We start from the raw sequence: 16,124 nt of genomic DNA on the forward strand, positions 1-16,124 counted from the left end.
CGATTTGACGACACTATATATCCGGTATCCGGCACGGCTCGAGGGCGAGGCCGCCGCATGCGGCTTTGCACTGGTCGGCGATAACGGCGCCATCCTGCAGCAGGGCGCCGGTGCGCTCAAGGGACTGGAAGAACTGATCGCCGCCGCCCGCAAGGTGGTGCTGCTGCTCCCCGCGTCGACCGTCACCATGCTGCACCTGAAGGTGCCGCCGCTGCCGGCCGCCAAGCTGAAAGCGGCGCTGCCCGGACTCGTGGAAGACCACATCCTGGCCGATCCGCTCGACTGCGCGCTGGTCGCCGCGCCGGCCGCATCGCCCGATGGGATGCGCTCGATCGCGGTCACGCAGCGCGCGTGGCTGGAAGCGGTCGTCAAGGCGCTGCTGGCGCTGGGCGCGCGCAGCATCGCTGCCGTGCCGACCCAGCTCTGCCTGCCGCTCCAGCCGGGCGAAGCAAGCGCTCACATCGGCCCGGACGAGCTGGCGCTGCGCACCGGCCTGTACGAAGGCTTCGGCATCGCGCTGGCGGACAGCCCCGCGGAATCCTTGCTCGCCGCGCGCACGTTCGCCGGCGAGGCGCCGCTGACGGTGTACGCGCCGGCCGCCATCCTGGACGAGCTGCGTGCGGCCGCGGACGGGGTACGGCTGGAGGAAGAGCGCTGGGAACACCTGATCAACGGATCGAAGACGACCACGCTCGACCTGGTGCCGGCGCTGGGCAGCGCAGGCGCGCAGCCGCGCGACTGGAAGCGCTGGCGCTGGCCGGTGCGCCTCGCGGTCGCGGCGGTGGTGGTCAACCTGTTCGGCCTGAACGTCGAATGGCTGCGCATGAAGCGCGAAGCCGCCGCCGTGCAGCAGTCGATGACGCAAACCTTCAAGGCCGCCTATCCGAACGAGACCATCCTCGACCCGGTCGCGCAGATGCGCAAGAACCTGGAAGCGGCCAAGGCCAGCACGGGCGAAGTCGGGCGCAGCGAATTCATCTACCTGGCCGGCGCGCTGGGCGAGGCTGGCGGCGCGCTGGGCCGCCGCCCCGTGGTCGCCAATATGCAGTACCGCGACGGCGCGCTGGTGGTGAAAGCCGACCCGTCCACCACCGATGCCGCGACCGCGACGCGCCTGAAGGATGCCTTGTCCACGCAGGGCGTGACACTGGAAGAGACGGCGCCGAACACCTGGCAGCTGCGCAGCGATGGAGGCACGCGATGAAGGGCGAGAACGTCTACAACCAGCTGAAGGAAGGCGTGCTGGTGTACTGGAATGCGCGCACCGCGCAGGAGCGCAGGTACCTGGCGGTGGGCGGCAGCGTGGTTGCGCTGGCGCTGGTGTACTCGCTGTTCGTGGAGCCGGCGGTGGAAGGCCGCGCCAACCTGAAGAAGGCCCTGCCCGAGCTGCGCCAGCAGGCCGCGCAATTGCAGGCCATGGCGGCCGAGGCGCAGGCGCTCAAGGGTGCAGGCATGCCGCAGGTCGCGCCGATGACGCAGGAGAGCCTGACGGCGAGCCTGGCCGCGCGCTCGATCAAGGCCGAGTCGATCACGATGACCGGTGAATTCGCCAAGATCCAGGTGAAGGAAGTCGCGTTCGCCAACCTCGTCAGCTGGCTTGACGCGCAGCGCAGCGAGAGCCGCATCCTGGTGCAGGACATGGACCTGTCGGCGCAGGGCGCCGAAGGCATGGTGGGCGGCACGCTGACGCTGCGCCAGAACGGCGGGGGCGGCCAATGAAGCGCGTCCTCCTGTGGGGCGGCGCGGCCTTGCTGGCGGTCGCGGTGACGCTGCTCGTGTCGCTGCCCGCGAGCTGGCTGGGCAGCCTGGTCGAGAAGCAGACCGGCGGGCGCCTGACCCTGGGCGACGCGCAGGGCACGCTGTGGAACGGCTCCGCCTTCCTGGGCGGCGCTCCCGGCCCGTCCGGCGCCGTCACGCCGCTGCTGCCGGGCCGCTTCGAGTGGACCCTGTCGCCGCTGGCGCTGCTGGGCCGCGTGAACATGACATTGCAGAATCCGGATGCGCTGGTGCAGCCCGTGACGATTACCGGATCGTGGTCGGCGTGGCAGGTCAGCGCCGGTGCGCTCAAGCTGCCGGCCGAAGCGCTGGCAGGGCTGGGCGCGCCGCTGAACACGATCGCGCCGTCGGGCGTGATGCAGATGTCGTGGACTTCGCTCGACCTGGCGCGCCAGGACAAGACGGTGGCGGTCACCGGCCGCACCACGCTCGAGATGCAGGACATGAGTTCGCGCCTGTCGCCGATCCGCCCGCTGGGTTCCTACCGCCTGGCGATGGACTGGCAGGGCGCCAATGCGCAGCTGCTGCTGTCGACCGTGAGCGGCGCACTGGTGCTGGAAGGGACCGGCGCGCTCGAGAACGGGCGCCTGCGTTTCTCCGGCCAGGCCAGCGCCGGCCACGGGTATGAGGATACGATGGGCAACCTGTTGAATTTGCTGGGCCAACGTCGCCAGGTGGGCGACAAGAAAATTATCGCGTTAGAGTTCAAATGATGACTAAAGAGCCAAGGCTTCACACTTCCCCGGCCCTGCGCCGCCTCCCTGCCGCGCTGATGATGTGCTGCGCCGTGGCGCTGGGCGCCGCGCCCGCGCTGCCGGCCTATGCCCAGGCGGGACAATCGTCGTCGTCGGCCGCGCTCAACTTCGTGGGCGCCGACATCGAGTCCGTGATCAAGGCGGTCGGCCACTACACCGGCATCACCTTCATCATCGATCCGCGCGTCAAGGGCACGATCACGCTGGTGTCCGAAAAATCGGTCAGCAAGTCGCAGGCATTCGCGCTGCTTAGCTCCGCGCTGCGCCTGCAGAACTACTCGGTGGTGATGGGCGACGGCTTTGCCAAGGTCGTGCCGGAGACGGACGCCAAGATCCAGAGCTCGCCGACCCAGGTCGGCATGGGCCGGTCCAGCACGCAGGGCGACCAGATCGCCACGCGCATCTACCACCTGCAGTATGAGTCGGCGGTGAACCTGGCGGGCGTGCTGCGTCCCCTGATCTCGCCCAACAATACGGTCAGCGCGAACCCGGGCAACAACAGCCTGGTGATCACCGACTACGCCGACAACCTGCAGCGCCTGACCAAGATCATCGCCGCGCTCGACGCGCCGGTGGCGGCCGACGTGGACGTGATCAACCTGCGCCACGCGATCGCCAGCGACCTCGCGCCGATGATCAACAAGCTGATGGAGCCTGCCTCGCAGACGGGCGACTCCGGCCGCGTCAGCGTGATGGCCGATCCGCGCACCAACTCGCTGCTGCTGCGCGCGCCGTCGCCGGCACGCGCCAACCTGGCGCGCTCGCTGGTGGCCAAGCTGGACCAGCCGACTTCGCAGGCGGGCAACGTGCACGTGGTCTACCTCAAGAATGCGGACGCCACCAAGCTGGCGCAGACCCTGCGCGCGGTGGTGTCGGGCGATCCGAGCGCGATCCCGGCGCCGGAAACCGGCACCGCGGGCGGCTCGGTGGGGTCGGGTACGCAGAGCGTCGGCAACGCCGGCTTCGGCACCGTGCAGGCGCCGGGCAACCAGCAGGGCGGCATTCGCCTCGCACAGCAGGCGCAGCAGGGCGCGATGTCGGCCGGCTCGTCGGCGGCCGGTTTCATCCAGGCGGACGCCTCGACCAATACCCTGATCATCACGGCCAGCGACGCGGTGTACCGCAACCTGCGCGGCGTGATCGACATGCTCGACGTGCGCCGAGCGCAGGTCTACATCGAATCGCTGGTGGTGGAGGTGAGCTCGGCCAAGGCGTCGGAATTCGGCATCCAGTGGCTGGGACTGTCGGGCGACAGTGAAAGCAAGTACCGCGTCGGCGGCGCGCAGGTGTTCAACGCCAGCGCCGGCAACGGCCTGGTCGAGATGATCACCAAGAAGGTGCCGGGTCCGGGCCTGTCGATCGGCATCTTCAAGCAGATCAACGGCGAGCTGGGACTGGGCGCGCTGGCGCATGCGCTGGAGACCGACGGCAACGCCAACATCCTGTCCACGCCGAACATGCTCACGCTGGACAACGAGCTGGCCACCATCAAGGTCGGCCAGAACGTCCCGATCATCAGCGGCCAGTTCACCACCACCGGCGGCGACAACACCAATCCGTTCCAGACCATCGACCGCAAGGACGTGGGCCTGATGATGAAGATCCGCCCGCAGATTTCGGAAGGCGGCACCATCAACATGGCGATCTACCACGAGACCTCGAGCGTGGACCCGGCCAGCGTGAACGCACCGGCCGGCGTGACCACCAACATTCGCGTGATCGAGAACAACGTGATCGCCGACGACGGCCAGATCATCGTGCTGGGCGGCCTGATCGAGGACCGCGAAGGCGACAACGAGGAGAAGGTGCGCGGCCTGGGCAACATCCCCGTGATCGGCAACCTGTTCAAGTACGAGACGCGCCAGCGCCGCAAGACCAACCTGATGGTGTTCCTGCGCCCGGTCATCGTGCGCACCAAGGAGCAGAGCAACACGCTGTCGACCGACCGCTACGAGTACATGCGCGCCACCGGCGAGAAGGCCAAGCCGGCCGACGACACCATCCTGCTGGAGAACCTGGGCGCGCCGGTGCTGCCGCCCCTGGTCAATGGCCAGCCGCCGGCGGGCGGCGCGATGGCGCCGATGCCTCCCGCACCGCCAGCCCGGCCAGTGAAGAAATGAATACGCTGCTTCCGTTCGCGTTCGCACGCGACAACGCGGTGCTCGCCCATGTGGAGGCGGAAGGCCAGCCGGTCGAGGTGTGGGTGTCGCGCGCGACCAGCCCGGCCGCGATCGCGGAGGTCAGCCGCCGCTTCGGCCGTGTCCACCTCAAGCCGATGGAGCGCGCCGACCTCGAGGAAGCGATCGCGCGCGCCTACGCCGGCGCGGGCGGCAACGCCTCGCAGGTGGCCGACGAGTTCGAGCAGGAACTCGACCTGACCCGCCTGCTGCAGGACGTGCCGGCGATCGAGGACCTGCTGGAATCGAGCGACGACGCGCCGGTGATCCGCATGATCAACGCGCTGCTGACGCAGGCGCTGCGCGAAGGCGCATCGGACATCCACATCGAGCCGTTCGAGCAGACCTCGGTGGTGCGCTTCCGCATCGACGGCGCGCTGCGCGACATCGTGCGGCCGCGCAAGGCGATCCATGCCTCGCTGATCTCGCGTATCAAGATCATGTCGCAGCTCGACATTGCCGAAAAGCGCCTGCCGCAGGACGGACGCATCACGCTGCGCATCGGCGGCAAACCGGTGGACGTGCGCGTCTCGACCCTGCCGACCGGCCACGGCGAACGCGCCGTGCTGCGCCTGCTGGACAAGGAAGCGGGCCGGCTCGACCTGCAGCACCTGGGCATGAGCGCCGACATGCTGCCGCACTTCGACGGCCTGATCAACCAGCCGCACGGCATCGTGCTGGTTACCGGACCGACTGGTTCGGGTAAAACGACGACGCTGTACGCAGCGCTGTCGCGCCTGAACGCGGCCACCACCAACATCATGACGGTGGAGGACCCGATCGAGTACGACCTGGCCGGCGTCGGCCAGACCCAGGTCAACGCGCGCATCGACATGACCTTCGCCAAGGCGCTGCGCGCGATCCTGCGCCAGGACCCGGACGTGATCATGATCGGCGAGATCCGCGACCTGGAAACCGCGCAGATCGCGGTGCAGGCCTCGCTGACCGGCCACCTGGTGCTGGCCACGCTGCACACCAACGATGCGCCGGCCGCGGTGACGCGTTTGCTGGACATGGGCATCGAGCCGTTCCTGCTGTCGTCCTCGCTGCTGGGCGTGCTGGCGCAGCGCCTGGTGCGCAAGCTGTGCCCGGCCTGCAAGACCCAGCACGGCGCCGAATGGCGCGCGGTGGGCTGCGACAAGTGCGGCTTTACCGGCTACCAGGGCCGCGTCGGCGTGTACGAACTGCTGGAGACGAACGAATCGATCCGCGCGCAGATCCACAACCGCGCGTCGGAAGCGGAAGTGCGCGAAGCGGCGCAGCAGGCCGGCATGAAGACCATGCGCGAAGACGGCGAGCGCTGGCTGCGCGAAGGCGTGACCACCCAGGCCGAACTGCTGCGCGTGACGAAGGACTAGGATGGCGGCATTCCGTTACGAAGCGGCCGACGACAGCGGCGCCACCCGCAAGGGCGTGGTCAACGCGGACAGCCCGCGCGCCGCGCGCACCGACCTGCGCGCGCAGGGACTGACGCCGATCAGCGTCGAGGCCATCGCCGCGCAGGTGGATGAAACCGGCGCGGCCAAAGGCAGGGCATTCGGCGAGAAGCTGTCGCAGGTCGAGCTGGCGCTGTTCACGCGCCAGCTGGCCAGCCTGCTGGAAGCGGGCCTGCCGCTTGAACAGGCATTCACGGCCCTGCTGGAACAGGCCGAGCGCACCTATGTGCGCGACCTGGTCGCATCGATCCGCTCCGAAGTGATGGGCGGCGCCTCGTTCTCCGACGCGCTGTCGCGCCACCCGCGCGACTTTGCCGAGATCTACCGCGCGCTGGTCGCCTCCGGCGAACAGATCGGCCAGCTGTCGCGGGTGCTGTCGCGCCTGGCCGACTACATCGAGCGCCGCAACGCGCTGGTGCAGAAGGTGCGCCTGGCGTTTACCTATCCGGCCATCGTGACCGTGGTGGCGTTCTCGATCGTGATCTTCCTGCTCACCTACGTGGTGCCGCAGATCGTCTCGGTGTTTGCCAACACCAAGCAGAAGCTGCCGTTCCTGACGGTGGTGATGCTGGGGATTTCCGATTTCGTGCGCGCCTACGGCATCTATGTGGCGCTGCTGCTGGCCGGCGCGTTCATGCTGTGGCGGCGCGCGCTGCGCAATCCGGTGCTCAAGCACCGCTGGCATACCTGGCTGCTGACCGCGCCCATCTACGGCAAGTTCGAGCGCAGCCTCAACACGGCGCGCTTCGCCAGCACGCTGGCGATCACCACCGGCTCTGGCGTGCCGATCCTGCGCGCGCTGGAAACCAGCCGCGACACGCTGTCGAACGTGGCGATGAAGGACCTGGTGGAAGACGCCAGCGCCGGCGTGCGCGAAGGCGCCAGCCTGGCGCGCTCGCTGTCCGCCCAAAAGCTGTTCCCGCCCATGCTGATCCACATGATCCGCGCCGGCGAGATCACCGGCGAACTGCCGCAGATGCTGGAGCGGGCCGCCAACGCGCAGCAGGCGGACCTGGAACGCCGCACCCTGACCATCGCCGGCCTGCTGGAGCCGGTACTGATCCTGGCCATGGGCCTGGTGGTGCTGCTGATCGTGCTCGCCGTGCTGATGCCGATCATCGAGATTAACCAGCTGGTGCGCTAACGAAGGAGAACAATGAAGCGCCTGCCCCTTATTCTGAACGTGCTTGCCGTGGCCGCACTGTCCGCGTCGTGCGCCTACTGGGCCCTGCAGCTGTACAAGCCGGAGCAGCGTCCGATCGCGGCGCCGCCGCCGGCCGAGCGCCCCGCGCCGTCGGTCGCCAGCGCCATCGGCCTGTTCGGCGGCGCGCAGGTGGCGGCGGTCGCCAGCAACTACCAGCTGACCGGCGTGGTGGCGGCCGGACGCGAGAGCGTGGCGATCATCGTCGCCGACGGCAACCCTGCCAAGGCGGTGCTCATCGGCCGCGAGATCGTGCCTGGCGTCGTGGTGCAGGAAGTGCATCCGCGCTACGTCATGCTGTCCGAGGGCGGCGTGGCCAAGCGCATCGACCTGGTCCAGGAAGCGCGCCCGGCGCCGGACATGGCCGCGCCGGTTGCGTCGTCCGCCCCGGTCCAGGCCGGGACGGCGCCGCAGCCTGCCGTCCAGGCGGCCACGCCGCCGCCCGCACCTCCTGCGCAGCAGGCCTACGTCGAGGTGACGGGCACCGTGACCAACGCGCCGGGTCCGCTGGCGCCGCCGCAGGGCCAGCCGGCACAGCCCTATGTGCCGCCGCCGGCGTTCGTGCCGCAGCAGGAACAGCAGCCGCCGCCGGTGCGCATGCCGCCGCCGGTGCAGCCCACCACCGTCCCCACCCGATAACCGCAGCCGCAGGAGGCAGGATGTCGTTCACCCGTGCAGCGATGGCCCTGTGCGCCTTCGCCATCTTGATTCCCCACCCCGCTGCGGCGCAGGCCCCGGCCGCAGCCCCGGCCGTCAAGCGGCCGCGCGTCGCGCTGGTCCTGTCCGGCGGCGGTGCGCGCGGCTTTGCCCACATCGGCGTGCTGCGCGTGCTGCAGGAGATGCGGGTGCCGGTCGACTACGTGGTCGGCACCAGTATGGGCAGCGTGGTGGGCGGCGCGTATGCAGCCGGCGCCACCCTGCAGGAGCTGGAAGCGACCGCCCGCAACACCGACTGGGACCGCGTAGTCGCCGACCGTCCCGCGCGCGACGACCTGGCGTTCCGGCGCCGCGAGGAAGACCTGCTGCTGCCGTCCCGGATCGAGTTCGGCGTCAGCAGCAAGGGTGCCTCCCTGCCGCCCGCCGCCGCAGGCAATGCGGCGCTGGAGGCCGCGCTGGACAAGCTGCTGCCGGCAGGGACCCGCAACACCCCGGTGAGCCGGCTGCCGCTGCCGTTCCGTTCGGTGGCATCGGATCTGGTCACCGGCGAGCTGGTCGACCTGGTCGACACGCCCCTGTTCATGACCATGCGCGCCTCGCTGGCGGTGCCGGGCGTGTTCGCGCCGATCCGCATCAACCAGCGCCTGGTGGTGGACGGCGGCCTGGTGCGCAACCTGCCGGTCGACCTGGCGCGTGCGATGGGCGCGGACGTGGTGATCGCCGTGAACGTGGGCACGCCGCTGGCGCCCGAGAAGGAGCTGACCAGCGCGGTGGGCGTGGCGCAGCAGATGATCAACATCCTCACCGAGCAGAACGTCCAGCGTTCGCTGCAGGAACTGAAGCCGCACGACATCCTGGTCTCGCCCGACCTTGATGGCGTCACCTTCCTCGACTTTGCCCGCTACGAGCGCGCCATCCGCGCCGGCGAGGAAGCTACCCGTGCGCTGGCGGCGCGCCTCGCGCCGCTGGCGATCAGCGCCGACGAATACGCAGCGCTGGAACAGCGCCGGGTCTCCACGCCGGTCCAGGGCGACTCGGCGCTGCGCCTGGCGAAGCTGGAGGTGCATGCCTCCGGCTCGATCAACCCCAAGGCGCTGGCGGTGCAGACCGGCCTGAAGGAAGGCGAACCGGTCACGCGCGAAGACGTGCGGCAGGCCGCGCGCACGCTGTACGGCCGCGGCGACCTGGCGCGGGTCGAAACCGAGGTGACCGACAAAGGGCAGGAGCGCAGCGTGGTGGTGCGCACCACCGAAGCGCCGTGGGCCAGCAACCGCGTGCGCGTCGGCCTGGAGCTGGCCAGCGACTTCGACGACGACAACACCTACGCGATCAAGCTGATGCACGTGAAGTCGAACCTCAATCCGCTGGGCGCGGAACTGCGCACGGTGGCGCGCATCGGCACGCACCGCGAGTTCGGCATGCAGTGGTGGCAGCCGCTGGCGCCGGGATCGCAGTGGTACGCGGCGTCGTCGCTGAGTACCGCCTCGGCCTGGGGCGACGTGTTCAATGAAGGGCGGCGCATCAGCCGGGTCGACTACAACGTGCGCTCCGTGAACATGGTGCTGGGCCGCGGGCTGGGCGACTGGGGCGACGTGCAGCTGGGCGTGGCGCGCTACTCGGCCGACGTGCGGCCGGCGATCCCGGAGGATCCGTCGTTCGAGACCCTGCGCATTTACGACACCACGCAGTTCGTGCGCTACCGGCTCGATACGCTGGATGCGCCCGGCTTCCCGACCCGCGGGACGCTGATCGATGCCCAGCTGGAGCGCTCGCGCTCGTCGGAAGGCACGGATGGCCTGGCGCAGTCGGAAGTGGTGGCGCTGTCGGCCTTCCAGCTCGATAAATGGGCCGGCCATGTGTATGGCGAGTGGGCGCGCGCGCAGGAAGGCACGGCCCCGCGCATGCTGGGCGGCTTCATGCGGCTCTCCGGCACGCCGGTGGGATCGGTGGAAGCGCGCAGCACCGCGCTGGCGCGGCTGGTCATGGCGCGCAAATTCGCCTCATTGCCTTTCACGCTCGGCGGCGCGGTGCGCGGCGGGTTCTCGCTGGAAGTCGGGGGCGGTTACGATCACGCCGATCCGGAGCAGAAGCGCAGGTTCAAGCAGGCGGGCAGCGCCTTCCTCTCGGTGGATACGCGGTTCGGGCCGGCGTATTTCGCGGCCGGGGCGACCAGGGGAGGGGATGCGACCCTGTACCTGTTCCTCGGGCCGATCTGGTAGCCAGGGACAGTCCCCTCTATTCGCTGTCCTCGGGTTTCAGGGGAGCTTTGGCGAGCAGGCGCTTGAGGAGCTGGCGTTCGGCCGATTTGCTGCGCTCGTGCGAGCCGGCCGAACGCTGCTTGGCGGCGACCGCGACCGGATTGCGCGGCTTGCCGTACGCCTGCGACGGCTCCACCTTGAGCCGCATCTTCTGCCGGGTCGCAAGCGCCTTGTTCGCCATGGTCAGAGCACGTAGCGCGACAGGTCTTCGTTGACCGACAGCTTGTCCAGCCGCTCGTTGACGTAGGGCGCATCGATCCGCACCGTCTGGCCGCCGCTCTCGCTGGCGCTGAACGACACTTCTTCCAGCAGCTTTTCCATCACCGTGTACAGCCGGCGCGCGCCAATGTTCTCGGTGCGCTCGTTGACCGAGAACGCGATCTCGGCCAGGCGCGTGATGCCTTCCGGCGTAAAGTCCACGGTCACGTTCTCGGTCGCGAGCAGCGCCTCGTACTGCTTGGTGAGGCAGGCGTCGGTGCTGGTCAGGATGCGCTCGAAGTCGGCGATCGACAGCGATTCGAGTTCCACGCGGATCGGGAAGCGGCCCTGCAGCTCGGGAATCAGGTCCGACGGCTTGGCCAGGTGGAAGGCGCCCGAAGCGATGAACAGGATGTGGTCCGTGCGGATCATGCCGTACTTGGTGTTCACCGTCGTGCCCTCGACCAGCGGCAGCAGGTCGCGCTGCACGCCTGCGCGCGACACGTCCGCGCCGCCCACTTCCGAGCGCGACGCGATCTTGTCCACCTCGTCCAGGAACACGATGCCGTTCTGCTCGACGTTGACAATCGCCTTCTGTTTCAGCTCGTCCTCGTTGACCAGCTTGGCCGCTTCCTCGTCGGTCAGCAGCTTCATCGCCTCGCTGATCTTGACCTTGCGCGCCTTCTTGCGCCCGCCGCCCACGCCCGAGAACATAGACTTGATCTGCTCGGTCATCTCTTCCATGCCCGGCGGCGCCATGATTTCCATCTGCGGGCCGGCCTCGGCGATGTCGATCTCGATCTCGCGCTCGTTCAGCGCGCCTTCGCGCAGGCGCTTGCGGAAGGTCTGGCGGGTGGCATCGCCTTCGTGCTGCTGCGAGTCCGATTCGGTGACCTTGAAGCCGAAGTCGCGCGCCGGCGGGATCAGGATGTCGAGGATGCGCTCCTCGGCCGCGTCCTCGGCGCGCTTGCGCACCTTGGCCATCTCGGCCAGGCGGGTCTGCTTGACGCCGATGTCGATCAGGTCGCGGATGATGGTGTCGACGTCGCGCCCGACATAGCCCACTTCGGTGAACTTGGTCGCCTCGACCTTGATGAACGGCGCGTCGGCCAGCTTGGCCAGGCGGCGCGCGATCTCGGTCTTGCCGACGCCGGTCGGGCCGATCATCAGGATGTTCTTGGGCGTGATCTCGTGGCGCAGCGGCTCGGCGACCTGCTGGCGGCGCCAGCGGTTGCGCAGCGCGATCGCGACCGCGCGCTTGGCCTTGCCCTGGCCGACGACGTGTTTATCCAGTTCGGAGACGATCTCCAGCGGTGTCATGTTCATTTATTCTTCGCCCAGGGTTTCGATGGTGTGGGACAGATTGGTGTAGATGCAGAGCTGGCCGGCGATGGTGAGGGCCTTCTTGACCACTTCCGCCGGCGGCATGTCGGTGTGCTCCTGCAGGGCCTTGGCGGCCGACAGCGCATAGCTGCCGCCCGAGCCGATCGCGCCGATCGCGTCTTCCGGCTCCAGCACGTCGCCGTTGCCGGTGATGATCAGGGTCGATTCGTGGTCGGCCACCAGCAGCATCGCTTCCAGCCGGCGCAGCACGCGGTCGGTGCGCCAGTCCTTGGCCAGTTCGACCGAGGCGCGCAGCAGGTTGCCCTGGTGTTTTTCCAGCTTGGCCTCGAAGCGGTCGAGCAGGGTGAAGGCGTCGGCGGTGCCGCCGGCAAAGCCGCACAGGACCTTGCCGTTGAAGAGCTTGCGCACCTTGCGCGCCGAACCCTTCATGACCACGTTGCCCAGGGTTACCTGGCCGTCTCCGCCCAGCGCGACGTTCCTGCCGCGCCGTACGCACAGGATGGTGGTGCCGTGAAATTGCTCCATATCTGCCTCAAAGTATTCGATGCCTCAGAAAGTGGGGCCGGAAACCAGAATTGCAAGATACTTCAGTATTTGTGGGGAAACATCCGGACGATGTCGGCGTAGCCGACCAGCCTGAATAATGCGGCGACCAGGTGGTTCATGTCGCGCAGTTCGATGCGGCGTTCCCCGGCCAGCGGGCGCATGCGGTTCAGCAGCGCGCCGGCCGCGGCGTAGTCGACCCGCACCAGGTGCGAGCAGTCCAGCACGGCCGGGTCGTACTGGGAAATGTACAGGTCGACCTGGTCGAGCAGCTCGTGCGGATCGCCGCCGATGGTGGCCGGCAGCAGGAAGCGGTCGCCGGTGGCGGCGCGCGCGGGGGAAGCGGGTGCGGTTTCGACGCCGGCCGGCTTCTCGAAGGAGGGCGGCGAGACCTCGAAGGTGACGCAGTAGTCCATCGCCGTTTCTTCGAAGGCTTTTTCGCTGCCGGACAGCAGCTGCAGCTCAAGCAGCAGCAGCCAGGGCGCTTCGCCGGAGTCGCGCCGGCCCACGGCCAGCGTGGCGCGCAGCAGGGAGCACAGGTGCGCGGCGCCGGACAGCACCAGTTCGGCGCGGCGCGCGCGCAGGGACTGCAGCGCGGCCAGCACCAGCGCGCAGCCTTCCTCGTCGAAGTCGGTCACGCGGTCGAATTCCAGGCGCACGCGCAGGCGCGCATCCTTCAGGCCGCGCAGGCGCTCGACCTGCGGCGCGACGCCCGCATCGAGGCGGCCGGCAAAGGCTTCGGTCGGGGTCACGCCGACCACGGCGCTGCCGCCGTAGGCCAGCGGCTTCCAGGTCGGCGGGGAGGTCTCGAAGCGGCTGGCGTAGTCGATCGCGAGGTCGTCGAAGGCGGCCTGGTCGCCGGCGATCTGGTACAGGTCGAACAGCATCCACCAGGTGGCGCGGTCGGCGCCCAGGCCGCCCTGCAGCATATGGCGCGCCAGTTCGGTTTCGCCGCTGGCCCAGATCAGGGCCACTTCCTCCGCCAGCGGGGCGCTTTCGGCCTCCACCGCGGTGTCGGGCAGGGCGTCGTCGCCGATCAGCTGGGTGGTGGCCAGCTCTTCCATCGGCAGGGTGGGGTTGGCCGCGTCGTTGCTGGCCGCATGGCGCGTGCCGCGCAGGCGCTCGCTGCCCCAGGCCGGCTCGTTGTCGAAGATGTCCGAAGCCATGGCCTGCTCGATGGCGTCGATCTTGAGGGCGGTGGCGCGCGCCACCTCGCGCTGGCGCGCGCGCTCTTCCTCGCTGTCGCCCAGGCGGGTGGTCTCCCCGCGCAACAGGCGCGAGTCGGGGAAGCCGTCCGGGTCTGCCGGCTGGCCCTTGCTTTTTCCCTTAAAGATGGAGAAAAGTCCCACGTCGCTGTCCGTTACCTTGTCGTTGCCGGCCAAAATTAGCACGGCGCGCCAAAAAATCGTGCACGCCTGCGCCGCATGTAGCGCAATGTCTCAAATAGTCACCAAGTGTAGCCTATAGGAAAGACCTTGCGTTGCACTGTCGCATCTGGAAACAAAAAAGCATGCGGGGTTGAGGCCGCATGCTTTTGTTGGGAGTGGGTGCCGGGGAAGACTCAGTCGCCGTACAGCTTCTGCTTCAGCTCGCGGCGTTGCTGCGCTTCCAGCGACAGCGTCGCGGTCGGGCGCGCGATCAGGCGCGGGATGCCGATCGGCTCGCCGGTTTCCTCGCACCAGCCGTAGTCGCCGGCGTCGATGGCCGCGATCGACTGCTGCACCTTCTTGAGCAGCTTGCGCTCGCGGTCGCGGGTGCGCAGTTCCAGCGCGTGTTCTTCCTCGATGGTGGCGCGGTCGGCCGGGTCCGGCACCAGCACGGTTTCGCGCAGGTGTTCGGTGGTCTCGTCCGCGTTCTTCAGCAGGTCGCGCTCGAGCTGTTGCAGCTTGGCCTTGAAGAAGGCCAGCTGCGCAGGATTCATATAATCCTTGTCATCCATCGCGCGGATTTCGTCTTCGGTCAGGAGCCTGCCTTCTGCGCTCGCAGCCGCTGCAGCGGATTGTTTTTTTGTAGTCATGACTTCACTTACCTTTGATACGACAGTGGATTTCATTTTATCAGCTATCTCGGGAACAACCCCGGACGCTTCGTGTCCGGTGTGCACCTTCTGATCGGCTGCTTGCGCGGCCGGTTTCGCCGCCGTTTTCCGGGCTGCCGGCGCCTTGGGGGCCGGTGCCACGGGGTTCGCGACAGCCTTCTTAGGGGCTGCTTTCCCTGCCGGTTTGACAGCCTTGGCGGCTGGTGCTGCTTTGGCCGCCGGCTTGGCGGCCGGCTTCTCAGCCGTCTTCGCGGATTTCGCCGCCGGTTTTGCTGCGGGCTTGACCGCTACCTTGGACGTCGCCTTCTTGGCCGCCGGCTTGACGGGCGCCGCTTTCGGGGCCGCCTTGGCTGCCGGCTTGACTGCCGTCGTCTTGACCGGCTTGACCGCCGCGGTCTTGGCCGCGCTGCTGCGCGCCGCCGTCTTCGGCTTCGCTTCGGCCGCCTTGGCCTTGGCTGGCGCGGCCTTCGCCGCAACCTTCACGTCTTTCAGCACACCCGTCTTGCGGGACGATGCGGCCACTGCGCCGGCAGTGGTTTTCTTCGCGGTCTTGGTCACGGTTTCCTTCATTTGGCATCCCGGTATATGTCAGTTGGTCAACGCCGGGACCCGCCTCAGATACCGCCGGCCTAGACCCCGTGCATCGCAAAACCGGAATAGTTTATACCAAACATTGTTCCAAACCGCGGATAAAGACGTCTTTCGGTAAATTTTTACCAATAAAGACCATTTTGCTGCCACGTTCCTCGCCATCCGGCCATTTTGCCCCGATATCGCTGCCCATCATCTGGTGCACACCCTGGAATACCACTTTGCGGTCGGCGCCCTGCATCAAGAGTACGCCCTTGTAGCGCAGCATGCGCGGACCGAAAGCCTGGACCAGGCCGCCGAGGAATTCGTCCAGGCGTTCCGGGTCGAACGGGCGGGTGCTCTTGAACACGAAGGCGGCGATGTCGTCGCTGTGGTGGCCGTGGTGATGGTCGTGGCTGTGGTCGCATGCCTCCGTATGCACGTGCTCGTGTTCGTGCTCGTGGCCGTAGGCTTCCTCCGCGGTCAGGAAGTCCGGGTCCAGCTCCAGCTTGTCGTTCAGGTTGAAGCCCTTGATGTCCAGGACTTCGGAGATCGCCACCTTGCCGAAATCGGAATGGGTGAGCGGCGCGCGCGGGTTGATGCGCTTCAGGCGCGCCTTCAGCGCATCGAGCTGGGCGGCGTCCACCAGGTCGGTCTTGGACAGCAGGATCTTGTCGGCGAAGCCCACCTGGCGCTGCGCCTCCTCGTGTTCGTCCAGCTGCTGCATGGCGTGGCGCGCGTCCACCACAGTGACCACGGCGTCCAGCATGTAGTAGGCGTTCACTTCCTCGTCCACGAAGAAGGTCTGGGCCACGGGGCCGGGATTGGCCAGGCCGGTGGTTTCGATCACGACGCGGTCGAAGGCGATCTCGCCGGCGGCGCGCTTGCGGGCCAGGCTGGTCAGCGCCTCGATCAGGTCGCCGCGCACGGTGCAGCAGATGCAGCCGTTGTTCATTTCGACGATCTGTTCCTGGCTGTCCTGCACCAGGATCTCGTTGTCGATGTTCTCCTGGCCGAATTCGTTCTCGATCACGGCGATGCGCATGCCGTGCTGCTCCTGCAGGATGCGGTTGAGCAGCGTGGTTTTGCCGGCGCCGAGGAAGCCGGTGAGGATGGTGGTGGGTGTCAGTGCCATTGTTTTTCCGAATACAACTTTTAACCGCCGATTATG

Annotated in this window: 14 protein-coding genes; 8 read left to right on the plus strand and 6 right to left on the minus strand. The window is 67.9% G+C overall.

What is annotated here, in order from left to right; all coding sequences use genetic code 11:
• The first annotated feature begins 4 nt into the window (after positions 1 to 4).
• From gspL to ACFSQR_RS02000, 8 genes are read left to right on the plus strand one after another with little or no spacing between them, the layout of a single operon-like run.
• Positions 5 to 1,204, plus strand: coding sequence for a type II secretion system protein GspL (gene gspL / locus ACFSQR_RS01965; RefSeq protein ID WP_377727506.1), 1,200 nt, complete (start codon positions 5 to 7; stop codon positions 1,202 to 1,204).
• Positions 1,201 to 1,719 (plus strand): type II secretion system protein GspM, encoded by a 519-nt coding sequence (gene gspM, locus ACFSQR_RS01970; protein WP_377727509.1) that lies wholly within the window; start codon positions 1,201 to 1,203, stop codon positions 1,717 to 1,719. The genes gspL and gspM overlap by 4 nt, the downstream gene beginning before the upstream one ends.
• Positions 1,716 to 2,489, plus strand: a complete 774-nt coding sequence (gene gspN / locus ACFSQR_RS01975; protein ID WP_377727512.1) for a type II secretion system protein N — start codon at positions 1,716 to 1,718, stop codon at positions 2,487 to 2,489. The genes gspM and gspN overlap by 4 nt, the downstream gene beginning before the upstream one ends.
• On the plus strand, positions 2,486 to 4,651 hold the full coding sequence (gene gspD / locus ACFSQR_RS01980) for a type II secretion system secretin GspD (protein ID WP_377727514.1): 2,166 nt from the start codon (positions 2,486 to 2,488) through the stop codon (positions 4,649 to 4,651). Before gspN ends, gspD begins: the two co-directional genes overlap by 4 nt.
• On the plus strand, positions 4,648 to 6,066 hold the full coding sequence (gene gspE / locus ACFSQR_RS01985; protein ID WP_377727517.1) for a type II secretion system ATPase GspE: 1,419 nt from the start codon (positions 4,648 to 4,650) through the stop codon (positions 6,064 to 6,066). Before gspD ends, gspE begins: the two co-directional genes overlap by 4 nt.
• Before the next feature lies 1 nt (position 6,067).
• Positions 6,068 to 7,288 (plus strand): type II secretion system inner membrane protein GspF, encoded by a 1,221-nt coding sequence (gspF, locus tag ACFSQR_RS01990; protein ID WP_377727520.1) that lies wholly within the window; start codon positions 6,068 to 6,070, stop codon positions 7,286 to 7,288.
• Positions 7,289 to 7,300: 12 nt separating this feature from the next.
• Positions 7,301 to 7,984, plus strand: coding sequence for a type II secretion system protein N (locus tag ACFSQR_RS01995; RefSeq protein ID WP_377727523.1), 684 nt, complete (start codon positions 7,301 to 7,303; stop codon positions 7,982 to 7,984).
• Between the two features lie 20 nt (positions 7,985 to 8,004).
• Complete coding sequence (locus tag ACFSQR_RS02000; protein ID WP_377727525.1) at positions 8,005 to 10,221, plus strand: patatin-like phospholipase family protein; 2,217 nt, start codon at positions 8,005 to 8,007, stop codon at positions 10,219 to 10,221.
• A gap of 16 nt (positions 10,222 to 10,237) precedes the next feature.
• Here ACFSQR_RS02000 and ACFSQR_RS02005 read toward each other — a convergent pair whose 3' ends face one another.
• The 6 genes from ACFSQR_RS02005 to ACFSQR_RS02030 all read right to left on the minus strand — a co-directional run bounded on the left by ACFSQR_RS02005 (position 10,238) and on the right by ACFSQR_RS02030 (position 16,088).
• The gene (locus tag ACFSQR_RS02005; RefSeq protein WP_377727527.1) at positions 10,238 to 10,441 is read right to left on the minus strand and encodes a hypothetical protein; all 204 of its coding nucleotides are present in this window, start codon (positions 10,439 to 10,441) and stop codon (positions 10,238 to 10,240) included.
• 2 nt (positions 10,442 to 10,443) lie between these two features.
• A complete protein-coding gene (gene hslU / locus ACFSQR_RS02010) occupies positions 10,444 to 11,784 on the minus strand; it encodes an ATP-dependent protease ATPase subunit HslU (RefSeq protein WP_377727529.1) in 1,341 nt (446 codons plus the stop codon).
• Entirely contained in the window at positions 11,785 to 12,327 is a 543-nt protein-coding gene (hslV, locus tag ACFSQR_RS02015) for an ATP-dependent protease subunit HslV (RefSeq protein ID WP_377727531.1), read from the minus strand. It lies immediately after the preceding gene.
• Between the two features lie 62 nt (positions 12,328 to 12,389).
• Positions 12,390 to 13,409, minus strand: coding sequence for an STAS domain-containing protein (locus ACFSQR_RS02020; RefSeq protein WP_377728292.1), 1,020 nt, complete (start codon positions 13,407 to 13,409; stop codon positions 12,390 to 12,392).
• Positions 13,410 to 13,906: 497 nt separating this feature from the next.
• A complete protein-coding gene (gene dksA, locus ACFSQR_RS02025; RefSeq protein WP_377727533.1) occupies positions 13,907 to 14,953 on the minus strand; it encodes an RNA polymerase-binding protein DksA in 1,047 nt (348 codons plus the stop codon).
• Between the two features lie 91 nt (positions 14,954 to 15,044).
• Positions 15,045 to 16,088: a CobW family GTP-binding protein gene (locus tag ACFSQR_RS02030; protein ID WP_377727535.1), complete on the minus strand. Its 1,044-nt coding sequence runs from the start codon at positions 16,086 to 16,088 to the stop codon at positions 15,045 to 15,047.
• Positions 16,089 to 16,124 lie beyond the last annotated feature (36 nt).

This window comes from Pseudoduganella sp. GCM10020061, assembly GCF_042683405.1.
Lineage (GTDB): Bacteria > Pseudomonadota > Gammaproteobacteria > Burkholderiales > Burkholderiaceae_D > Telluria.